The 20,420-nt window shown below is 65.7% G+C and carries 21 protein-coding genes; 7 read left to right on the top strand and 14 right to left on the bottom strand.

The annotated features are described in order from the left end of the window. Nucleotides 1–13 precede the first annotated feature (13 nt). The 7 genes from AC4HOU_RS13530 to AC4HOU_RS13500 form a co-directional block, all read right to left on the bottom strand. Nucleotides 14–1,075 carry an MCE family protein gene (locus tag AC4HOU_RS13530; RefSeq protein WP_194989713.1) on the bottom strand — a complete coding sequence of 354 codons (1,062 nt, stop codon included), beginning with the start codon at nucleotides 1,073–1,075 and terminating at the stop codon, nucleotides 14–16. Next, nucleotides 1,072–2,097 (bottom strand): MCE family protein, encoded by a 1,026-nt coding sequence (locus AC4HOU_RS13525; RefSeq protein WP_490724564.1) that lies wholly within the window; start codon nucleotides 2,095–2,097, stop codon nucleotides 1,072–1,074. The genes AC4HOU_RS13530 and AC4HOU_RS13525 overlap by 4 nt, the downstream gene beginning before the upstream one ends. Next, nucleotides 2,094–3,314: an MCE family protein gene (locus AC4HOU_RS13520; protein ID WP_490724563.1), complete on the bottom strand. Its 1,221-nt coding sequence runs from the start codon at nucleotides 3,312–3,314 to the stop codon at nucleotides 2,094–2,096. Before AC4HOU_RS13520 ends, AC4HOU_RS13525 begins: the two co-directional genes overlap by 4 nt. Before the next feature lie 4 nt (nucleotides 3,315–3,318). Beyond that, the gene (locus AC4HOU_RS13515; RefSeq protein ID WP_163814011.1) at nucleotides 3,319–4,170 is read right to left on the bottom strand and encodes an MlaE family ABC transporter permease; all 852 of its coding nucleotides are present in this window, start codon (nucleotides 4,168–4,170) and stop codon (nucleotides 3,319–3,321) included. Nucleotides 4,171–4,174: 4 nt separating this feature from the next. Beyond that, nucleotides 4,175–4,939 (bottom strand): MlaE family ABC transporter permease, encoded by a 765-nt coding sequence (locus tag AC4HOU_RS13510; protein ID WP_163814010.1) that lies wholly within the window; start codon nucleotides 4,937–4,939, stop codon nucleotides 4,175–4,177. 300 nt (nucleotides 4,940–5,239) lie between these two features. Then, nucleotides 5,240–6,145 carry a 3-oxoacyl-ACP reductase gene (locus AC4HOU_RS13505; RefSeq protein WP_194989712.1) on the bottom strand — a complete coding sequence of 302 codons (906 nt, stop codon included), beginning with the start codon at nucleotides 6,143–6,145 and terminating at the stop codon, nucleotides 5,240–5,242. A gap of 43 nt (nucleotides 6,146–6,188) precedes the next feature. After that, a complete protein-coding gene (locus AC4HOU_RS13500) occupies nucleotides 6,189–6,377 on the bottom strand; it encodes a ferredoxin (protein ID WP_081597139.1) in 189 nt (62 codons plus the stop codon). 179 nt (nucleotides 6,378–6,556) lie between these two features. Between AC4HOU_RS13500 and AC4HOU_RS13495 the strand changes: the two genes are divergently transcribed. The 4 genes from AC4HOU_RS13495 (at nucleotide 6,557) to AC4HOU_RS13480 (ending at nucleotide 9,834) form a co-directional block, all read left to right on the top strand. Next, nucleotides 6,557–7,750 carry an acyl-CoA dehydrogenase family protein gene (locus AC4HOU_RS13495; RefSeq protein ID WP_490724562.1) on the top strand — a complete coding sequence of 398 codons (1,194 nt, stop codon included), beginning with the start codon at nucleotides 6,557–6,559 and terminating at the stop codon, nucleotides 7,748–7,750. A 28-nt stretch (nucleotides 7,751–7,778) separates the two neighbouring features. Continuing rightward, nucleotides 7,779–8,885, top strand: coding sequence for an acyl-CoA dehydrogenase family protein (locus tag AC4HOU_RS13490; protein ID WP_490724561.1), 1,107 nt, complete (start codon nucleotides 7,779–7,781; stop codon nucleotides 8,883–8,885). 317 nt (nucleotides 8,886–9,202) lie between these two features. Continuing rightward, entirely contained in the window at nucleotides 9,203–9,442 is a 240-nt protein-coding gene (locus AC4HOU_RS13485) for a type II toxin-antitoxin system prevent-host-death family antitoxin (protein WP_194989709.1), read from the top strand. Beyond that, nucleotides 9,439–9,834, top strand: a complete 396-nt coding sequence (locus AC4HOU_RS13480; RefSeq protein ID WP_194989708.1) for a type II toxin-antitoxin system death-on-curing family toxin — start codon at nucleotides 9,439–9,441, stop codon at nucleotides 9,832–9,834. Before AC4HOU_RS13485 ends, AC4HOU_RS13480 begins: the two co-directional genes overlap by 4 nt. 69 nt (nucleotides 9,835–9,903) lie before the next feature. Here the strand turns inward: AC4HOU_RS13480 and AC4HOU_RS13475 are convergent, their stop codons facing one another. Beyond that, nucleotides 9,904–11,553: an acyl-CoA synthetase gene (locus AC4HOU_RS13475; protein WP_163814006.1), complete on the bottom strand. Its 1,650-nt coding sequence runs from the start codon at nucleotides 11,551–11,553 to the stop codon at nucleotides 9,904–9,906. Between the two features lie 80 nt (nucleotides 11,554–11,633). On the opposite strand from AC4HOU_RS13475, the gene AC4HOU_RS13470 reads away from it, so the two are divergent. Continuing rightward, nucleotides 11,634–12,416, top strand: coding sequence for a crotonase/enoyl-CoA hydratase family protein (locus tag AC4HOU_RS13470; protein WP_051016139.1), 783 nt, complete (start codon nucleotides 11,634–11,636; stop codon nucleotides 12,414–12,416). An 82-nt stretch (nucleotides 12,417–12,498) separates the two neighbouring features. On the opposite strand, the gene AC4HOU_RS13465 is transcribed toward AC4HOU_RS13470, so the two are convergent. Next, nucleotides 12,499–12,918, bottom strand: a complete 420-nt coding sequence (locus tag AC4HOU_RS13465) for a VOC family protein (protein WP_163814005.1) — start codon at nucleotides 12,916–12,918, stop codon at nucleotides 12,499–12,501. Between the two features lie 217 nt (nucleotides 12,919–13,135). On the opposite strand from AC4HOU_RS13465, the gene AC4HOU_RS13460 reads away from it, so the two are divergent. Next, nucleotides 13,136–14,125, top strand: coding sequence for a sigma-70 family RNA polymerase sigma factor (locus tag AC4HOU_RS13460; RefSeq protein ID WP_163814004.1), 990 nt, complete (start codon nucleotides 13,136–13,138; stop codon nucleotides 14,123–14,125). A 7-nt stretch (nucleotides 14,126–14,132) separates the two neighbouring features. On the opposite strand, the gene AC4HOU_RS13455 is transcribed toward AC4HOU_RS13460, so the two are convergent. Next, nucleotides 14,133–15,077 carry an AMP-binding protein gene (locus tag AC4HOU_RS13455; RefSeq protein ID WP_490724560.1) on the bottom strand — a complete coding sequence of 315 codons (945 nt, stop codon included), beginning with the start codon at nucleotides 15,075–15,077 and terminating at the stop codon, nucleotides 14,133–14,135. A 157-nt stretch (nucleotides 15,078–15,234) separates the two neighbouring features. On the opposite strand from AC4HOU_RS13455, the gene AC4HOU_RS13450 reads away from it, so the two are divergent. Continuing rightward, nucleotides 15,235–16,095, top strand: a complete 861-nt coding sequence (locus AC4HOU_RS13450; protein WP_194989705.1) for a hypothetical protein — start codon at nucleotides 15,235–15,237, stop codon at nucleotides 16,093–16,095. Between the two features lie 17 nt (nucleotides 16,096–16,112). Here AC4HOU_RS13450 and AC4HOU_RS13445 read toward each other — a convergent pair whose 3' ends face one another. From AC4HOU_RS13445 to AC4HOU_RS13430, 4 genes are all read right to left on the bottom strand, one after another. Beyond that, nucleotides 16,113–17,519 (bottom strand): hypothetical protein, encoded by a 1,407-nt coding sequence (locus AC4HOU_RS13445; RefSeq protein ID WP_163814001.1) that lies wholly within the window; start codon nucleotides 17,517–17,519, stop codon nucleotides 16,113–16,115. Continuing rightward, nucleotides 17,520–18,725, bottom strand: a complete 1,206-nt coding sequence (locus AC4HOU_RS13440) for a YcaO-like family protein (RefSeq protein ID WP_163814000.1) — start codon at nucleotides 18,723–18,725, stop codon at nucleotides 17,520–17,522. Next, the gene (locus AC4HOU_RS13435; protein ID WP_163813999.1) at nucleotides 18,700–19,899 is read right to left on the bottom strand and encodes a TfuA-like protein; all 1,200 of its coding nucleotides are present in this window, start codon (nucleotides 19,897–19,899) and stop codon (nucleotides 18,700–18,702) included. The genes AC4HOU_RS13440 and AC4HOU_RS13435 overlap by 26 nt, the downstream gene beginning before the upstream one ends. A gap of 129 nt (nucleotides 19,900–20,028) precedes the next feature. Then, nucleotides 20,029–20,151, bottom strand: coding sequence for a hypothetical protein (locus AC4HOU_RS13430; RefSeq protein WP_256673307.1), 123 nt, complete (start codon nucleotides 20,149–20,151; stop codon nucleotides 20,029–20,031). Nucleotides 20,152–20,420 lie beyond the last annotated feature (269 nt).

Raw genomic sequence — 20,420 nt, 5'->3', positions numbered from 1 at the left:
CGAATTCTCGATGTCATCGCGGCGGCTCCTGGATCGCGGGTCCGATGGACGGCATCGGGTCGAAGTACCCGCGCAACGATTCGGGCAGGTTCTGCGGCCAGACCAGCGAATCCACCAGGATCTGCAAGCCGGGGCTGGTCGCGTTGACGACGTAGGCCTGGAAGTACGGACCACTGCCGACCTGCTCACCGAGCGCGGCCGCGAACGGGCCGAGGCCGTCGAGCGCCTGGGAGATGTTGTCCCGGTTGCGCTGGAGCAGGTCGAGTACCGAGTTCAGCTTGTCCAGCGCCGGTTGCAGCTGCGCCTCGTTATCGGCCACCAGGCCGGACAGCTGCTGGGCCAGCCCGTTGACATAGACGATCAGCTGGCTGATCGCGGTGCGCCGCCGATCCAGCTCGCCGAGCAGCTCGTTGCCGTCCAGCAGCAGCGCGTTGAGCTGGGTCGCGCGGTCGGACAGGATCTTCGTGACGTTCTGCGCGCGCGTCAGCAGATCCGACAGCGCCTGGTCACGGGTATTGATGGTGCGGGAGAGCGCGGTGATGCCGTCGAGGGCGTTGCGCAGCGGTTCCGGCGTATCGGCGAAGGTGGCCGACAGGGCGTCGAGGGTCTGGTCCACCCGGTCCATGTCCAGGCCGCCCACGGTGTCGGCCAGATCGCCGAGCGCCTCGTTCAGCGAGTACGGCGAGGTGGTCCGGTCCAGCGGGATGGTGTCGTCGACGCGCAGCGCGCCGGGGCCGTCCGGGGTGACCTCGAGCGATTTGCGGCCGAGCACGGTATTGGTCTTGATCGCGGCCGAGGTCTTGTCGCCGAGCACGATGGATTCGTTCAGGGTGAAGGTGACCAGCACCTTCGCCCCGTCCAGCTCGACGTCCTCGACCTGCCCGGACCGCACACCGGCCACCTGCACGTCGTCGCCGGGTACCAGCCCGCCCGCGTCGGCGAAGAATGCGGTGAAGGTGGCGCCGGAACGGATGAAGGGCAGCCGGTCGAACTGGAGCGCCGACAAGGCGACCGTCACCGCGAGCACCAGACCGACGACGCCGATCGTTGTTGCGGGCGTTGACTTCTCACTCATTCGCTCGCACACCTTCCGGTATCTTGCCCGCCCGGGAAGACCACGCTCATGGGCTTGCCGTCCGGACCGTCGACGAGGAAGTTGGTCTCGCAGACATACAGCTGCAGGAACGATCCGTAGGAACCGATGCGGATCAACTGCCGATAGGTCTCGGGCAGCCGCTCGAGCACCCACTGCACGGTGTCGGAACCGTTGTTGACGTTGGTGGCGACCCGGTCGATCTGCGCGACGGTGTTCTTCAGATCCGGACGCGCCTGCGTGAGCAGATCGGTGAGGTCACCGGTGGCGCCGGCGATCCGGGGCAGCGCGGCGCCGATCGGATCACGGTCGGCGGCCAATCCGCTGACCAGCCGCTGCAATTCGTTGATCGTGGTGGTGAACTGCTCGTCGCGCTCGTCGATGGTGGCCAGCACGGCATTGAGGTTGTCGATCACGCTGCCGATCAGGGCGTCGCGGTCGGCCAGCGTCTTGGCGAAGGAGCCGCCGCTGTTGAGCAGCGACACCAGCGTGCCGCCCTGGCCTTGGAACACCTGGAGCAGGGCGTTGGTCAAGTCGTTGACCTGCGCGGGATCCAGGCCGCGCAGCAGCGGTTTGAATCCGCCGAGCAGCATGTCCAGATCCAGTGCCGGCGCGGTCTGCTCCAGGCCGATGGTGCTGCCCTCGGGCAGGATGTCGGCCGACCCCGGGCCCTCGAGCAGTTCCAGGTAGCGGTCGCCGACCAGGTTCTCGTACCGGATGGTGGCGCGAGTGCTGCTGTACAGCTTGAACTTCCGGTCGACGTCGAACTCGACGTGGGCCAGATGGTCCTTGCCGACGTCCACCGACGTCACCGAACCCACCGGGACACCCGCGATGCGCACCTTGTCGCCGGGCAGCATGCCCGAGGCGCTGGTGAACACGGCGTTGTAGCCGTTTTCCCTGGCGAAGCGCACCTCACTGAACACGATCACCAGGCCGGTGAAGATCAGCGTCATCACCAGCGTGAAGATGCCAAGCTTGACTTTCGTTGCGGTATTCCTCACGGCTGGCGCACCCCCGGAAGCCCGGCGAACAGAATCTGGAAAACCTTGGGCGCGTTGATCGTCAGCTGCGTCGACGGCGCGTACGGCGCGCCCTCAGAGGTATCGGTGACGACGTAGTCCGCGTGCGTGCCCGGCTCCCGGTCCACGGTGCCCGCGCAGTGCGGCCCGCCGGTGGCATTCACCTTCGGCAGATCCTCCGGATAGGTGTAGGCGGGGTGGCCGTACATGAAGCTCGCGTTCAGCGCGACGCCGGGCTGGAGCCCACCGAAGACCGCCTCACCCAGCGGTAGCGCCTTGCCGAGCCCGAGGATCAGGCACGACAACGCGGGCCGGTACTCGTAGAGCAGTTCGCTCGTGGGCCGCAGCAGGTCCAGCGCGGTGACCAGCGGCTGTTCGTTGTCGCGCAACACCGAGCCTGCGGTATCGGCCAGGCCGGTCAGGTTCGCCAGCAGCGCGTCCACCCCCGCGGTCTCGTCGACGATGGTGCCGCTGGTGACGATCGCGTTGTCGACCGTGCGCAGCAGATCGCCGACGGTATCGGCGTAGATATCGGTGACCTGCGCGGTGGTGGCCAGATCTCGTTGCAGCGTGGGCAGACTCGGGTTGATGTCGCGCAGGAAGGCCTCGCTGTTGACGAGCAGATCGCCGAGCTTCTCGCCGCGGCCCTGCAGCGCGGTGCCGAGGGCGGCCAGGGTGGCATTGAGCTTTTCCGGCTCGACCTGGGCCAGCACATCGGACAGATGCTGGAACAGCGTGTTGAACTCGACGGTCACCTTGCTCGCCGCCACCGTCGCACCGGGTTTCAGCGACTCGGCCGACGGCTCCTCGGGAACGGTGAAGTTCACGTACTTGGCACCGAACACGGTGGTCGAGCGGATGTCGACGCCGGCGTTGGCGGGCACCAGCTTCAGCTGATCCGGGTTCAACGCCAGATTGATCGTCGCGCCGTCGTCGCCGAGCTCGATATCGGAGACCCGGCCGATCTCGACCCCGCGCACCTTGACCTTGGCGTCCGGGTCGAGCACCAGGCCGCTGCGCGGCGCCTTGACCGCCACCGCGACGGTCTGGGTGAACCCGCCGACGAACATGATCATCGACACGGTCACCACCGCGACCATGAACAGCACGAGCCCGAGCCCGGCCAGTTTCAGTCCGAGCGGGCTGCGCAGCCGTGCCGCCAGACCCGACGACCGCCCCGAAGTTTTCGTGTTCACCATGCCGCTATCCGGAGAGGTTGAAGTTGCCGGAAGTGCCGTAGATGGCCAGCGAGACCAGCAGCGTCACCGTGACCACCGCGACCAGGGAGGCGCGCACCGCGTTGCCCACCGCGACGCCGACGCCCACCGGACCGCCCGCGGCGTGGAAGCCGTAGTAGGTGTGGATCATCATCACCGCGACCGCCATCAAGATCGCCTGCACGAACGACCACAGGATGTCGCTCGGGATCAAGAAGGTGGAGAAGTAGTGGTCGTAGACGCCGGCGGACTGCCCATAGATCACCACCGTCGCGAACCGGCTGGCGACGAACGAGGCGATCACCGCGAGCGAGTACAGCGGGATGATCGCGATCATCCCGGCCAGCACCCGCGTACCCACCAGGTACGGCACCGGCCGGATGCCCATGGATTCGAGCGCGTCGATTTCCTCGGCCACCCGCATCGCACCCAGCTGCGCGGTCGAACCGGCGCCGATGGTGGCGGCCAGGCCGATACCGGAGATCACCGGCGCCGCGATACGCACGTTGATGAAGGCGGCGAAGAAGCCGGTGAGTGCCTCGACGCCGATATTGCCGAGCGAGCTGTAGCCCTGTACCGCGATGGTGCCGCCGGTGAACAGCGTCAGGAACCCGACGATCACCACGGTGCCGCCGATGACGGCGAGCGCACCGGTGCCCATGCTGATCTCGGCGATGAGCCGGATGGTCTCGGTGCGGTAGTGCACCAGCGCCTTCGGCATCGAACCGATCGCGCGGCCGTAGAACACGGCCTGTTTGCCGAGTTCGTCTATCGAATTCGACATCCGGCGCACCCGCCGCACCATGCGGGGGAACCGGGACTGGATCACGAAGGCCATCGGATCACCGCACCGCGAACTTGATGCCGACGGCGGTGACGACGACGTTCACCACGAACAGCGCCATGAACGCGAACACCACGGTCTGGTTCACCGCATCACCGACACTCTTGGGGCCGCCTTTGACGTTGAGCCCGAGATAGCAGGCCACCAGGCCGGCGATCAGGCCGAACAGGCCCGCCTTGACCTCGGAGATGACCAGCTCGGGCAGGTTGGTGAGCAGGGTGATCCCGTTGACGAAGGCGCCCGGATTCACATCCTGGAGCAGCACCGAGAACAGGAATCCGCCCAGGATGCCGATGGTGCACACCAGGCCGTTGAGCAACAGCGCGACGAACATCGATGCGAGCACCCGCGGGACCACGAGTCGTTGGATCGGGTCGATGCCGAGCACCTTCATCGCGTCGATTTCCTCGCGAATGGTGCGTGCGCCGAGGTCGGCGCAGATGGCGGTGGCGCCGGCGCCGGCCACGATGAGCACCGTGACGATCGGGCCGACCTGGGTCACCGCGCCGAAGGCCGCGCCCGCGCCGCTGAGGTCGGCCGCGCCGATCTCGCGCAGCAGGATGTTCAGCGTGAAGCTCACCAGCACGGTGAAAGGTATGGCTACCAGCAGGGTCGGCACGATCGAGACTCGCGCGATGAACCAGGACTGGTCGACGAACTCGCGTGCCTGGAAGGGCCGGCGCATGCTGGCACGCGCCACCTCCGCCGTGAGGTCGAAGAACCCGCCGACCGCCCGCAATGGCACGGCAAGGACCTCGTTCATCGGCGATCCTCCTTGCCTGACTACTGGTCCTGCTGACGGACGCGGCGGCCGCAACCGCCCCGCACCCCGGACAAGTAGAACACGTTCACTAAGACTCTGTGGGGCTTTTGGCCCTATTTGAACTGCTATTTCGATTCAATCTCAGACAGCAAGATTGGAACCTGGTTCATACGTGTTGAGCATCACTGTTGTGAGCCCTGGCACATACGATCCCCATGTCTACCAACTACTGGACGGCCGATCAACTCTTGGACGGCCGTTCAGGAAGCGGTCGAGCGGACGGACGGGCAATGGGGCTGGTCAGCCCAGTGCGTGTAGCGACGTTGCAGAAAAGGTACGACCTTCCGGGCGCTGGGCGAAGTACCCGCTCAGCGTGGCGGCCAGATCACCGGTCGACCACTGTTCACCCGTCGCGTCGAAGCGCTGCTCGACCTCCGGCGCGGCCATCAGCGCGACCATCGGGCCGTACACCACGAAGACCTGACCGCTCACCGCGTCGGCCGCGGGCGAGGACAGATAGGCCACCAGCCGCGCGACATGGTCCGGCGAGAGCGGGTCGACCGCACCCTCTGGGGCGTCCGCGAAGACCGCCTCGGTCATCGCGGTCCTGGCCCGGGGGCAGATCGCGTTGGCCCGCACGCCGAAACGCGCGAGGGCGCGCGCCGCCGACAAGGTCAGCGCGGTGATACCGGCCTTGGCCGCACCGTAGTTCGCCTGCCCTTCCGGACCGAGCAGCCCGGCCTCGGACGAGGTGTTGACGATGCGGCCGTAGACCGGACCGCCCGCCGCTTTGGACTTGCCGCGCCAGTAGGCGCCCGCATTGCGGCTGAGTAGGAAATGGCCGCGCAGGTGCACCGCGATCACGGCGTCCCAGTCCTCGTCGGACATATTGAACAGCATCCGGTCCCGCGTGATGCCCGCGTTGTTGACCACGATGTCGAGCCCACCGAAGGCCTCGGTGGCGGTGCGGATCAGTTCGTCGGCGGTGGACCGCTCGGCGACGCTGCCCGCGACGAACTCCGCTTTCGCGCCGAGCGCGCGAATATCGGCCATGGTCTGCGCCACGGCTTCGGAATCGGCCAGATCATTGACGACGACAGAGGCGCCGGCACCGGCGAGGGCCAGCGCCTCGGCGCGACCGAGGCCGGCACCCGCCCCGGTCACGATCGCAACACGTCCGGCAAGGCTCACATCGTTATCGTTCACCGGGCCGACTTTAGAACGTGTTCCAGTTCACGGCAAGAGCCGATTACAACAATTTCAGCGCTGCTTTCGGGCATTGCGCGACCGCGTCCTCCACCTCGGCGACGCGATCGGCGGGCACTTCACCCTCGGCAATGTGCAGCACGTCTTCATCGTCGAGTTCGAACACGTCGGGGGCGATTCCGACACAGATTCCGTTCGCTTCGCACTGGTCGAGATCAACAACGACCTTCATCAGAACTCCTTCACCGCGGCTGTCGCCGAAGAGTAACAAGCCGATGCCGCCGCGCGGGCGGACATCGAGTGGATCCACTATCAATACTGGAACATGTTTCAGTCGATATGCAATGATCGGAACGCCGGTTTCCTATCCGGGTGTCCCTATTCGATGAATGAAGGCCCGAGGTAACGCCCATGCGCATCGCCTACACGCCGCAGCAGCAACAGCTACGAGCGGAGCTGCGCGACTACTTCGCCACGCTGATCACCCCCGAACGCCGCGCTGCGCTCAGCGCGCAGACCGGTGAATACGGGCAGGGCAACGTCTACCGCGAGGTCGTGCGGGAGATGGGCCGCGACGGCTGGCTGGCGCTGGGCTGGCCGAAAGAGTTCGGCGGCCAGGACCGGCCGATGCTCGATCAGCTGATCTTCACCGACGAGGCCGCCATCGCGGGCGCGCCGGTGCCTTTCCTGACCATCAACTCCGTCGCGCCGACCATCATGCATTACGGCAGCGAGGAGCAGAAGACATTCTTCCTGCCCAAGATCGCCGCCGGTGAGCTGCACTTCTCCATCGGTTACTCCGAGCCCGGTGCGGGCACCGACCTGGCCTCGCTGCGCACCACCGCAGTGCGCGACGGCGATGAATACGTCATCAACGGCCAGAAGATGTGGACCAGCCTCATCGCCTACGCCGATTACGTCTGGCTGGCCTGCCGCACCGATCCGACGGCCAAGAAGCACAAGGGCATCAGCATGCTGATCGTGCCCACCGACGCCGAGGGCTTCTCCTGGACGCCGGTGCACACCATGGCCGGGCCCGACACCAGCGCCACCTACTACCAGGACGTGCGCGTGCCGGTCACCGCGCTGGTGGGCAAGGAGAACGGCGGCTGGCCGCTGGTCACCAACCAGCTCAACCACGAGCGGGTCGCGCTCACCTCCTCCGCGCCGCTGGCGCTGGCGCTGCGCCAGACCGTCGAGTGGGCGCGCGAGACCAAATCCTCGGACGGCTCACGGGTGATCGACCGCGAATGGGTGCGGTTGAACCTGGCCAAGGTGCACGCCAAGGTCGAATACCTGAAGCTGCTGAACTGGGAGATCGCCAGCCGCGCCGACGCGGGCGGTGACGCGGCGCCGCGGCCGTGGGACGCCTCGGCGTGCAAGGTGTACGGCACCGAACTGGCCACCGAGGCCTACCGGCTGCTGATGGAGGTGCTCGGACCGCAGGCCTACCTGCGCCAGGACTCCCCCGGCTCGGTGCTGCGCGGACGGCTCGAGCGGATGCACCGGGCCGCGCTGATCCTGACCTTCGGTGGCGGCACCAACGAGGTCCAGCGCGACATCATCGCCATGACCGCGCTGAAGCAGCCCGCCGCCGCCCGCTGAGACCGGATTTCGAAAGCAGGAACTCACCATGGATTTCACCCCAACCGAGGCCCAGGGCGATCTGGCCCGGCTGACCGGCGAGGTATGCGCCAAGCTGGTCACCGATGACCGGCTGCGCGAACTCGACACCGCCGAGGTGCGGTTCGATGAACCGCTGTGGCAATCGCTGGCCGAGACCGGTGTGCTCGCCGCCGCCCTGCCGGAGGCCGTCGGCGGCAATGACTTCGGCGTACTCGAACAGACCTCGATCCTGCGCGAACTCGGCCGGTACGTGGCGGCTGTCCCGTATCTATCGTCGATCGTGCTCGGCGCGGGTGCACTCGCCCGGTACGGCGATGACGAACAGCGTGAGCTCGCCCGGCGGGCCGGTGCTGGCGAGTTGATCCTCACCGCCGCGCTGACCGAGGAACACAACTGGGACACCGCGACCCCGGATACCACCGCCACCGACACCGCGGACGGCTGGCGGATCACCGGCACCAAGACCACCGTCCCGGTCGCCGACCGGGCGCACCGGATTCTGGTGCCCGCCATCGTGTCCGGGCAGGCCGCCGTGTTCCTGGTCGATCCGTCGCACTCCTCGGTGCGGGTGACCGCCCAGCAAGTGGTCGACCGCAGCGCGGAGTTCCTGGTGGAGTTCACCGACTCCCCGGCCCAGCTGCTCGGCACCGTGGACGCCGGCGCCGAGATCCTGGACTGGCTGCTGCTGCGCGCCTGGCTCGGGCTCAGCGCCCAGCAACTCGGCACCCTCGACCGCGCCCTGGAACTGGTGGCCGAGTACGCCCGCGAGCGCGAACAGTTCGGCAAGGCCATCGGCAGCTTCCAGGCCGTCGCCCAGCGCCTGGCCGACGCCTACATCGACCTCGGTGGCCTGCGCCTGACCGTCACCCAGGCCGCCTGGCAGCTGTCGGAAGACCTACCCGCAGCCCCGGCCGTGCACACCGCCAAGTTCTGGGCCGCCGAAGCCGGCCATCGCATCGCCCACACCGTCGTCCACGTGCACGGCGGCGTCGGCATCGACCGCGACCACATCGTGCAGAACTACTTCACCGCCGCCAAACACAACGAATTCGCCCTCGGCCCCGCCCCGGACCACCTGCTCCCCATCGCCGAGCACCTGGACGACTCGGCCTGAGGCGCCGGTGAATAATCGGTGATTGATATGAGTGGTGCGCACTATCGTGGTGTGCGTGGCAACCGACGGTAGCGACCATCCGCGCAGCGGCGACGATCCGATGATCACAGCCGACGATACTGGGCAACGGCCCAGTTCGTCCCTTGCTTCGGCCAGTCGTGGCCAACGTATCGTCCGCCGCCTGCGTGGGACGGCGAGCAGCACGGCCATAGCAGGCATGTCCACGGACGAGATCATGGTTCTGATCCGCGAGCCCTAGCCCAACTCGGCCTGCTGGTATTTGTACAAAACTTTCGCAATTTCGTACGATTACCACCATGACCGCCTTACCCATGCCCGATGAGTCGGACATCCCTGTCAGCGAAGCCAGGGAACGACTGGCCGAGGTGATCGCCGCCGCCGAAGCCGGCAATGTCATTCACCTCACTCGCCACGGTCGCCGTGTCGCCGCTGTGGTCCCTGAGGCAATGACAGAGAGGGCGAGCAGCCGAGTTCGCGCATCGGCAGAGCGAATCGCCGAACGTCACCGCAAGCTGCTCGACCGGCTGGCCGAATGACCGAGCCCGTCCACTACCTGACGGTCGCGGATCTATATGCGATCGCAGAAATCAGCGTTGGCCAGCAATACATCGTGCGCGACCACGGCCTGCTTGCATCGGCTGCGGCCCGTCCACAAGCTACCGTTTTCGGCGCGGACGCCTATCCGACCCTGTGGGGGAAGGCTGCCGCCCTCATGCAGTCACTCGCGAGGAACCATCCGCTTGTCGATGGCAACAAAAGAATCGCGTTCACGGCAGGAATGGTGTTCCTCGACCTGAACGGTATCGACATCACAGGTCTTGACGAGGGCCTTGCCTATGACCTGATGATCTCAATTGCCAGCGGCGAGACCGACGAAGTCCCCGAGATCGCGGATCAACTCACGAAAGTGCTCGGCCTGCACCCCTAGGCCAGACCACGGCTGTAGAAAACCACAGGGCCACCGCGAAATTCGCGGTGGCCCTTGCCGTGGGACGGCCTACTTACTGCTCACCTCGGCGTGCTCATCGGCCGGGCGGGCTTCGGTTTGCGCCTTGGCCCAGCGGTAATCCGGCTTACCGGCGGGAGAACGCTTGATCTCGTCGACGAACCAGAGGCTGCGTGGCAGCTTGTAGGACGAGACTTCCTTGGTGAGGATCGGGCGCAGTTCATCGAGGCTGGGGCGCTTGTCGCCGCGACACTGGACGACGGCGGCGACCCGCTGCCCCCAGCGCTCGTCCGGCACACCGACGACGAGAGCGTCGAAGATCTCCGGATGGGTCTTGAGGGCGCCCTCGACCTCCTCCGGGTAGATCTTCTCGCCGCCGCTGTTGATGCTCACCGAACCGCGGCCGAGCATGGTGACGGTGCCGTCCTCCTCGACGCGGGCGTAATCACCCGGGATCGAGTAGCGAACACCGTTGAACTCCTTGAACGTCGCGGCCGTCTTGACCGGGTCGTTGTAGTAGCCGAGCGGGATGTGGCCCTTGCGGGCGAGCATGCCGACCTTGCCCGAACCGGGCTCGACCGGATTGCCGTCCTCGTCGAGCACCTCGGTGGAGGCGTCGATCTTCACCCGGGGGCCGCCGGTGTGGGTGGCGCCCTTGGCCGCGATGGCCAAGCCGCCGAACCCGGTCTCCGAGGAGCCGATCGAATCGGTGATGACGGTGGTCGGCAGCAGCTCCAGGTACTGATCCTTGAGCGTCGGGGAGAACAGCGCGGCACTGCTGGCCATCGCCCACAGATTCGAATGCTTGTACGGCTCACCGGTTTCCGGGTTGCCCTCGCGCAGCGCGTCCAGCATCGGGCGGGCCATCGCGTCGCCGGTGATGAAGATCATGTTCACGCCGTGCCGATCGATCGCCTGCCACACGCTGTGGCCGCTGAACTCCGGCAGCATGACGGTCTTACCGCCGTCGAACAGCCCGTGGAAGGTGGCGGCCTGCGAGCCGCCGTGGATCATCGGCGGGATCGGATAGCGCACCATCGCCGCACCGGCGGCGCCGGCCTTGGCCTGCGTCCATTCGTCTTCGATCTTCTCGCCGGTACCGAAGTTGGTGCCGCCGCCGAGCACCCGCCACCAGTCTTCCTGGCGCCACATCACGCCCTTCGGCATGCCGGTGGTGCCGCCGGTGTAGAGCATGAAGATGTCGTCGGGGGAACGTTCGCCGAAATCGCGCTCGCCCGAGGAGGCGGCGAGTGCGGCCTCGTATTCGACCGAATCCGCCGCGAGGGGCACCTGGTCGACGGTATCGTCGTCGACCACGATCACGGTCTTCAACTTCGGTACGTTCGGCCGCACGGCGGTCACCTTGTCGGTGTAGCGGCGCTCGTGGATCAACGCGACCATGTCCGAATCATCGAAGATATATTGCAACTCGTTCTCGACGTAACGGAAGTTCACGTTGACCATCACCGCGCGCGCCTTGAACACCGCGACCATCGACTCGACGGCCTCGATCGTGTTGCGCGAGTAGATGCCCACCTTGTCACCCGGCTGGACACCCTGTTCTCGCAGGTAATGGGCTAGCTTGTTGGTCCGCTCCTCCAACTGCGCATAGGTGACCTCGCGAACGTCGTCGACCAGTGCGACGCGATCGGGCATGAGGTCGATGGTGTGCTCGATGAGGTCCGCTATGTTGTAGCTCACAGACCTAAAAATAGAACGTGTTACTGTTCCTGACAAGGGTGCCTTTTCACACCACGTCCTCGAGCCAGGAGATTTCCGCGATGCCGCACTGCCTCGTCGAGAAGCGCGACCACGTTCTCATCGTCACCATGAACCGGCCGGAAGCGAAGAACGCCCTGTCGGGCGAGATGATGGCGATCATGCGCGACGCCTGGGATCAGGTCGACAACGATCCCGATATCCGGGTCGCGATCCTCACCGGCGCGGGCGGCGCCTTCTGCGCCGGCGCGGATCTGAAGGCGATGACCTCGCAGCATCCCGGCGATTCCTTCTCCGGCGGCGGCTGGGACCTGTCGAAGATCGAAGCGCTGCTCAAGGGCCGCAGGCTCACCAAGCCGCTGATCGCCGCGGTCGAGGGCCCTGCCATCGCAGGCGGTACCGAGATCCTGCAGGGCACCGATATCCGGGTGGCCGGCGAGAGCGCGAAATTCGGTGTGTCCGAGGCACGTTGGGGCCTGTTCCCACTGGGCGGCTCGGCCGTGCGGCTGGTGCGCCAGATTCCCTACACCGTCGCCGCCGACATCCTGCTCACCGGACGCCACGTCACCGCGGCCGAGGCCAAGGAGATCGGCCTCATCGGGCACGTGGTGCCGGACGGGACAGCGCTCGACAAGGCATTGGAGCTGGCCGGACTGATCGCGGCCAACGGCCCGCTCGCGGTGCAGGCCATCCTGAAGACCATCCGCGACACCGAGGCCATGCCGGAGAACGACGCGTTCAAGATCGACGCCGAACTCGGCATGGCGGTCTTCAAGTCGGCCGACGCCAAGGAGGGGCCGAAGGCCTTCGCCGAGAAGCGCAAGCCCACTTTCACCGGCAAGTAGCAAGCGGCGCGAACGTCACAACGTCCCCGGCGGGCTCGACGCGCCGGGGACGTTGTGCTGTCTGCGCTGTGGGCGTCCGCGCTCAGTTGGCGCCGGGGTAGTCCATCCAGAACGGCTCCCACTGGTGGCCGTCGGGGTCGAGGAAGGTGCGCCCGTGCATGCCCACCTCGGCTTCCTGGGCGCGCTTGTCCTCGTTGACTTCTTCCCGCCCGCCGGCGGCCACGGCGGCGTCGGTCAGCTGGTCCACTTCCTGCGCGCTGCCGAGCGAGAGCGCGTAGCCCGCGGCTGCGGTCGCGTTGGTGTCCGCGATCGGCCGCTTGGTGAAGGTGGCGAAGTATTCCCTGGTCAGCAGCATCAGGCAGATGTTGTCGTCGATCACGATGCAGGCGGCGTTCTGATCGGTGAAGTCCTGGTTGACCTTCCAGCCGAGCGCCTCGTAGAAGCCCTTGGACCGCTCGAGGTCGGTCACGGGGAGGTTGATGAAGATCATCTTGCTGCTCATTGTCTTTTCGGCCTCTCGGTCGGTGTGTGCTTCTCGCTTCACCCATAGAGACGTGGCCGGTTCCGGAAACTCATCGCAGCCGCCGAAAACAACCCGGGCGCCGTTACCCGTTACTGGGGGTACTGGTGCGATTTCTGTGGCTGACGTGGTCTTTCCATCGGCAAACGATCATCGCGATGCCTGTTTGTTGTCGGTGGCTTGTGCCACAGTGGCATCCATGAGCGAGATGACGGGCACCGCCACGGCGGAAGTCATGGATTCCTTCGAGGTACACCGCCGCGAGTTGTGCGCCTACGCCTACCGCATGCTCGGTTCCTCGTTCGAGGCCGAAGACGCGGTCCAAGAAACCTTCACCCGCGCCTGGAAGGCCTACGACAGCTTCGAGGGCCGGGCCAGCTTGCGGTCGTGGCTGTACCGGATCGCCACCAACGTCTGCCTGGACATGCTCGACGGTCCGCAGCGCCGGGCCCGGCCGATGGATCTGTCCGGGCCGTCGAGCCCGGAGTCGCCGCTGTCGGCGCCGCAGCCGGATTACGTCTGGGTCGAGCCGATCCCCAACGCGCTCGCCTTCGGCGCCGATCCGGCCGAACACGCCACCGCAAAGGACACGCTGCGGCTGGCCTTCGTCGCCGCCTGTCAGCACCTGCCCGCCACCCAGCGCGCCATCCTGATCATGCGCGAGGTGCTGCGCTTCTCCGCCAGCGAGACGGCCGAGGCGCTCACCATGTCGCCGGCCTCGGTCAACAGCGCGCTGCAACGCGCCCGCGCCACCATGTCCAAGGTCCAGCCCGCGGTCACCGACACCTACGACGAGACCGATGAGGAGCAGCGCAGGCTCGTCGACGATTTCGTCAAGGCCTTCGAGTCCTACGATATGGACACCCTCACCACCCTGCTGAAAACCGATGTGGCGCTGTCCATGCCGCCGCTCGAGTTCTGGGTGTCCGGCCCGGCGAATGTCGCGGAGTTCATGCTCGGCCACGGAGCGGCCTGCCGCGATTCGCGCCTGGTGCGGCTCGAGGGCGCCAACGGCCTGCCCGCCTTCGGCCACTACAAGCCGAGTGGCGAGCCGGGCGTGTGGGTGCCGTGGTCGATCACCGTCCTCGAACTCACCGACGGGGAGATCTCCGGGCTCAACTTCTTCCTCGACACCGAGAAGTTGTTCCCGCTGTTCGGCCTGGAGCCGGAGCTGCGCGAAGCCGTCTGAGTCCCGCTCAGCCGGGAATCAGATCCGAGTGGCGGTCACGGCCGGCCGCGTCGTCGACGCTGACGGCGCCGTCGACCGGGCCGCCCTCGGTCGGGCTCCGGTAATCGGTGAACACCGGGCCCCACCAGTCGGTCATCCGCTGTTCGAGGTCTGGGGAGCACGGCTCCGGTCCGTGCACGATCCGCCGTAGCGACGACAGGTCGTAGCGGGATCGGATCGCCTCCGGCAGTGCGAGGAGCCGGTCGAACAGGGCCGGTGACAAACGGCTGTGGGTCACGCGATGTCGTTCGATCAACCGCAGCGCCTCGGCCGCGTCCCAACCGTCCATCAGGACTACCCGGTGCCCCGATTGCACCGCAGCGGTAAGGGAATCGAGCGCCTCGAACCGGTACAGCGGCAGCCCGGCCAGATGCACATGGATGCCGTGCGGCGCCGGCCCGAACGAGCCGGTGGTGTGCGGTGCGACCACATCGGGATCGGTGCGCTCCCCCGGCCGCCGGATCCCCGCCGCACCGAGCCAGGCCACCGATTTGAAGCCCTCGATCGCGCCCACCGAAAACCGCGCGGCGGCAGGCAGATCCGCGGCGTCGGCAGCCAGCCGAGCCGACTCGGCGAACCGCCTGCCGGCAACGAACGCCTTGCCCTCGCTGTCGATGAGCACGTGGGCGATGTCCGGCACCGCCAGATGCCAGTCCACCGTCACCAGGTACAGCCCGCTCCGATGGGCCGCGAACGAGAACGCGACCGCCTCCACGCAATTCGGCAGCAGGCTCACCACGGCGTCGCCGGCGCGCAGCCCGAGCGCCCGCAGCCCACCGGCATACCGGTCGGCGAGAGCGGCCAGTTCCCGGTAGCTCACCTCGCGGCCGGTCGGTGCGATCAGCGCAATGCGCTCCGGCTGGGCCGCGGCGATATTCCACAGCCCGAGAACTTCGGCCGACTCCTGCGTCACCCCATCGAATTTAGAACGCGTTCTAGATATCGACAAGGGCGTCGCCCCCCCCCCCGGGCACGAATCAGCGGCTCTGGCCGAGCCGTCCGCGCCAGTCGACAGATATGCTGAGGATGCCCGGATTGCTCACCGGAGCGGTTGGTTTCATGGGGGAATCATGACCGAACACGACGGCTACATCCTGCCATCGGGCCCGGGCGCCCGAGCCCGATATGCGCGGGTCGAGCGCGGAACCCTCACTGACGGGCCGCAGGGCAGCGAACTACATCGCGTCCTCGACTTCGCCGTCGCCTACCCTGCGCTGCGCCGCAAGCCCTATCTTCTGGTCAACTTTCACGGGATGGTGACGCGGCCCAAGTACCAGCCGCCGATCTTTGGCCGCTTCACATCGTCGGCACAGCTGGGCGCGATCACCATCTTCGTCTCCGACCCGGTGTTACGAATGCACCCGGAATCCCGCATTGGCTGGTTCCTCCAGGCCGAGCCTGTTGCTCACGAGCTGATCGCTCTGACGATCGACATCGCTCGGCGGAACGATCTCGACGGCATTGTCTGGAACGGTTGGTCGGCCGGCGGCTACGCCGCCATTCGTTTCGCGTGGCGAGCAGCATCGCCGTCGATGCCGTCAATGGCCTTCGCCTATGCGCCCCAGAATTACCCGCCAGACCTCTCCTGGTGGGAGAACTATCGCTCATCGCTCCCTCTCGGGCTGGCCGTCGACCCGTATTGCGAACCAACCGCAGCCGGTCCGCGGCGGCTGCCCCACCGGGTCTGCACGCTGTTCGAAGAAGAGTTCCGCAACGACAATTTCTGTGCCGCGGTCCGCGCCAACGACCGTGATACCTCCCATATCGTCGAGCATCTTCGTCCGATCGTCACCTCGGCGGGTCGATCGGGCCGGCTGGATTGGGCGGTGTTACGCAACGGCCTCGGGCACGGCGAAGAATCCAACGAAATCTTCTGGGAGGAATTCGAGATCGCGACGGCGCGATGGTGGCGCAGGATTCGATCGAACTGACCTACCGACACATCGGATCAGCCGACGACAGGGTCGGAAAGATCAGCCGGGATCAACGGAGGAAACAGCAGGCAACGCTGTCGATCGGCGGACAGATCGCTCCAGGCTGCGGGATCGTCCGGCGCCGCGGGCACCATCCTGCCGCGGTTCACATCCGCGAGCGCTCGGCAGGCAACCAGAGTTGCTCCATGGTCGCGGAACACGCGGGCCAGCCGGATAGCAGTCGCCTGGTGCACGGCCATCTCGCCGGAAGTCGCCGCCTTGAGAAATGTGGGTGGCACTTCGCCCAGTACTGACACCGGGATCCGCTGGGGAAGCTTCAGAAAGTAATACGAAGGTTTGCCCTGCGGGCGCGGCAAGAAATAGATCCACTCGGTCCCGTACGGGCGCAAATTGGACAGCATCGCGAAGGAAAATTCCAGACGGGCGCCGATTCCCACCGCGCCTATCGTCGCGCCGAGCATCAGCAGCAAGGGAACGACCCCCACAGTCACCGTCACGGCAGCGTCAACCGTAACCAGCGCGATCCAGGCCAGCGTGCCGAAGCACGACGCCGCGAACAGTTCGTTCACCAGGCCGGCGCGCCGGTCGAGGTACTGCCAGGTGCACTGCCAAGCACTGGTCGCTACCAGCAGCGTCACCAGGTATGCGGCGAATCCAGGGCCTGATGACACGATGCGTTCGACTATCTGTCCCATCGACACCGGCTGCGACAGCACCACCAACGCCAACCACACTGCGGCCGCCACCATGGAGAATTCGAAGTTGCCGCTGATCCCGAAGGCGAAGTGCAGCAACAGGCCGACGAGCAGACACCACAGCAACGGCGCGCCACCGATCATCGCCAGGGCGAGAAGTATTTCTGCGCCGGGCACGACCACCATGGCGCCGAAGCTCAGCAACCGCCGCAGGTTATCCGGCGTACGGGCGAGCAAGGCTGAATTGTTGTTCAGGTTCAGCTCGACAACGCGTCGGCCGAGGCTGCGATCACCCCGGAGGTAGCCGCGGTTGAGCTTGGCGATCCCGGCCGCCGCGTACATCGCCGCAAGTATCGCCGCCGTCGCGGTCGCGGCTCCTCCCCGATCGCCGCCGCTCAGCGACAGCACGACAATCGTGACGACCGCCAGGAACGAGTGGTTCGACACCCGGAGGTTCTTGCAGAGCAACCAGAACCCGAACAACCCGATGACGACGACGTTGCGGAGGAGGTCACGCTCCTGCAGCGCCAGCAGAGCCATGCTGAGGCACGGCGGAGCAGCGACGTTTCCGATCAGCACCAGTCGATGCGGCAGCGCTACCCCGAAGACTGGCGAGAAGTTCCAGCTCAAGGCCCGACGGCCGAGCATCAGGCACTTTGTGATCGCGAAGGTATTGACCGGCAAAGACACGATGAAAGCGGCCTGCACCGCGCTGATCATCGCCATTCAACCGGCTCGCTGTGCCTGCATCTCGGATGGACCCGGTATGCCGCCACGGCGGTCGGCCACCGCACCGGGCAACAGAACCTTGACCACCGCCAGGTCCGACCGCATCCCCGCAGCGGTCAGATCCAGAACGACCGGCTCGAACCCGGTAACCAACAGTGCGCGCCGTGCCGCTTCCTGGAGATCGTCGGTGATGGTGGCGCCATCGATGGAACGGAACCCGCATTCCGCCTCGGCTTCCTGCACCGACCGCGTCTCGACGACGTTCATCTGACGCGGGCCGACGGCCAAAAGCTCCCATACCGGCACCACCGGCAGATCGTCGCGGGTACCCGATATTCCGGTAAGCCGCGTCTGCGCGGCCTCGGTGAGGGCGCGGCTCATCGCGATTGCGCTGTCTCCGTGCGTCCCTGCCCCGGCGCATTCGAGCGGATACTCGTGCGAGAAGACGCTCGCGATGAATGTCGGTACACCGAAGCGAGAAGGTACCGCATCGAGAGTGAGGTCCCACCCGGCTTCCATCATGCGCTCGATCAGGAAAGCGCAGTGGGTGTCCCGCACCGATCGCGGGTCGATCGGGATCCGATCCCCGGGAGCGCCGAGCCGGGCTGTGCTGTCACGTTCGAAGATCTCGTAGAGCCCGTGCAGTGCGGCTTCATCCGGCTCGTTACCCGATGCGAGTCCCGAACTCGTCTCTCGAAAGGGATTCATCCGGAAGTCGCACCGCGCGAAGCTGATGTCCACCAGACCACGCGGAACAGCGATCGGCTCGCCGGAGATCATGGTCGTTGCCGCGTAGTACTCGAGCACCTCGTCCATCAGCAGCGGACGGCAGAGATGGCTCCCGAAATGCGCTGTCAGGTCGTAGCCCAGATCGTCGCTGGAATGCTCCGCGCGCACCGTGGGAAGGCCGATATTCTCCGCATGCCAGGTTTCGAGGGATTCCATCGCGGCCGATATCTTCGCCAGCTGTCTGCTGGCGCCTTTGCCCTGCGAAACCGACAGCGATTCCGACAGCGGCCGGACCGCCATCGCCACAGGAATCCGTACGTAGTCGAGATCGGTGACGTCGGCGACCCTGGTGATGCCCGCAGTCTCGAGGTGCGGTTCTATCCGGAGCCAGGTGTGGTCCGCGGTGCGTGCTCGCGCGGTGCCGTCAAGCCGAATCTTCGGCGCTAGTTCACGGTCGTCGATCAGAGTGCCCATCAGAGATCCCCCGGACTATGTCGTGATGACTGAAGATGAAGCGGCGCAATGCGCGCCGTGCGGGCCCGACACCAGCGAACCCGCGGCGACGACACTCCTCTTCGAGCGGGTACCGGGATGGCCACAGCTCACGCAGCAGGCCGTCGGCGACGTCGGCCTTGAGCTGTCTGGATCCTGGAATTCTACGTTCCGATTCCGCAACATGCGCCTGGCAGACACGGGATACATCCGCTGCCGTTTCCGCCGATAGCAGGATCGATACCGTCCGCTCATCGGCAAGTCTGTATCGAGGCAGGAAGACCTGAGGTATCCGGTCCAGCGATGCGGTCGAGGTCATTGATCCGAACCGCTCGCCGATACTACGTCCCGGTGAGGAATCGTAGGGGTTTTCGGATACGTAATCCAGGTACTTCAGCCATATCGCAGGGAATTCTGTGCGGTAAAGCTGCTGATATTCGACCCTGGCTATCAGCCGGCCCGACTCGATCGCATTGTTCTGCCACTGATAGAAGTACGGGGTTCGCCAATCCGCCGCCGCCATCAGCTGCGCCCCATCGTCCTCCGATGCCGCTCCAGCGAAATGTGCCCGTCGTAGCGCGGCGAGCGCATCGAGCTTCTTGACATCATGTTCCGTCCGAAGCTTCCGCTCCGGCAGGACAGCTGCTGCTACATCCGCACCGAGCTCGCCTTCGATCGCGTTGGCCAGTGCTGCCTCGGAACGTTCGGCGTAGAAGATTTCGCGGGCGATCGCAACAGTTCTCTCGGCAATGGGAATATCCAGGCCGCTGCGTTGCGCGGCATACCGAACATTCACCAACGGAACGCTCAAGGGCCGCCACCCGTGTTCCTCGTCGAGGTGCGCGACTGCGACGTCTGCGTCCGAATCGATATCGCCCTGCTGGTACCACCGGCCGACCACTCCGACGACCTCCATGCCGAAGCGGGACAGCTCAGCGCCCCTGATCGCACCGATGCTGCTCGCACCGATCAGCCGGGCACCGATAGCCAACGCATGCAGGTATTCCTTGTGTCGCAGGGCCGGATTCTGGTGATAGAGGCCGTCGATGACGACAATGGTCTCCTCGGCCCCCAGTGTCGACCCGAAAAGATCCCCGTGCTTGATCGGCGGCCGGAACACCGTCGTCGTACCGTTCTTCAAGTCGAATTCGGCCACATCATCCGGAGTCAGCGTCGGACCCGCGTAAACCGTGACGTTTCCCCCCACTATTTTTCCCTCTCTTGACCCCGACCCCCGATGCATTGCGGGCAGGCAACCGAAACGCCTGCCCGCAATGAATGTCGCCTAGTCGGCCTCGGCCGTGGCGGCGTCGTTGGTCCGAACTACCGCAGTCGGATCCTCGAAGATCTTGTCGAATTCCTCGACAGTTATGTACTTCCCAATGGTGGTAGTAAGCGAAGTGCTCATGATTTCCCTCCCTTCAGTTCTCGACTGAGTGATCAGCGATCACCCTTCGGACATTAGCAAGACTTGCAGACCACGACCAGTGGCACTTTCCGTGGGGACGAGCGACGGTCGGTGACCTTTCTGCTCAGCAACCGGACGGATGCGGATCGCTGCGATCAGAGTTCCGGAAACCATTCCGAGACGATCTTCCCCCTAGCTGGGCACTCGCTGCTCGATGACTCTAAATAGAAGACTCACAATGCGGTTCACACGCCGAGACCAACCGATTG

The sequence above is a fragment of the Nocardia sp. JCM 38205 genome, assembly GCF_058222935.1.
The sequence above is the reverse complement of the archived record's forward strand: the minus strand, read 5'-3'. Positions and strand labels throughout refer to the sequence as shown.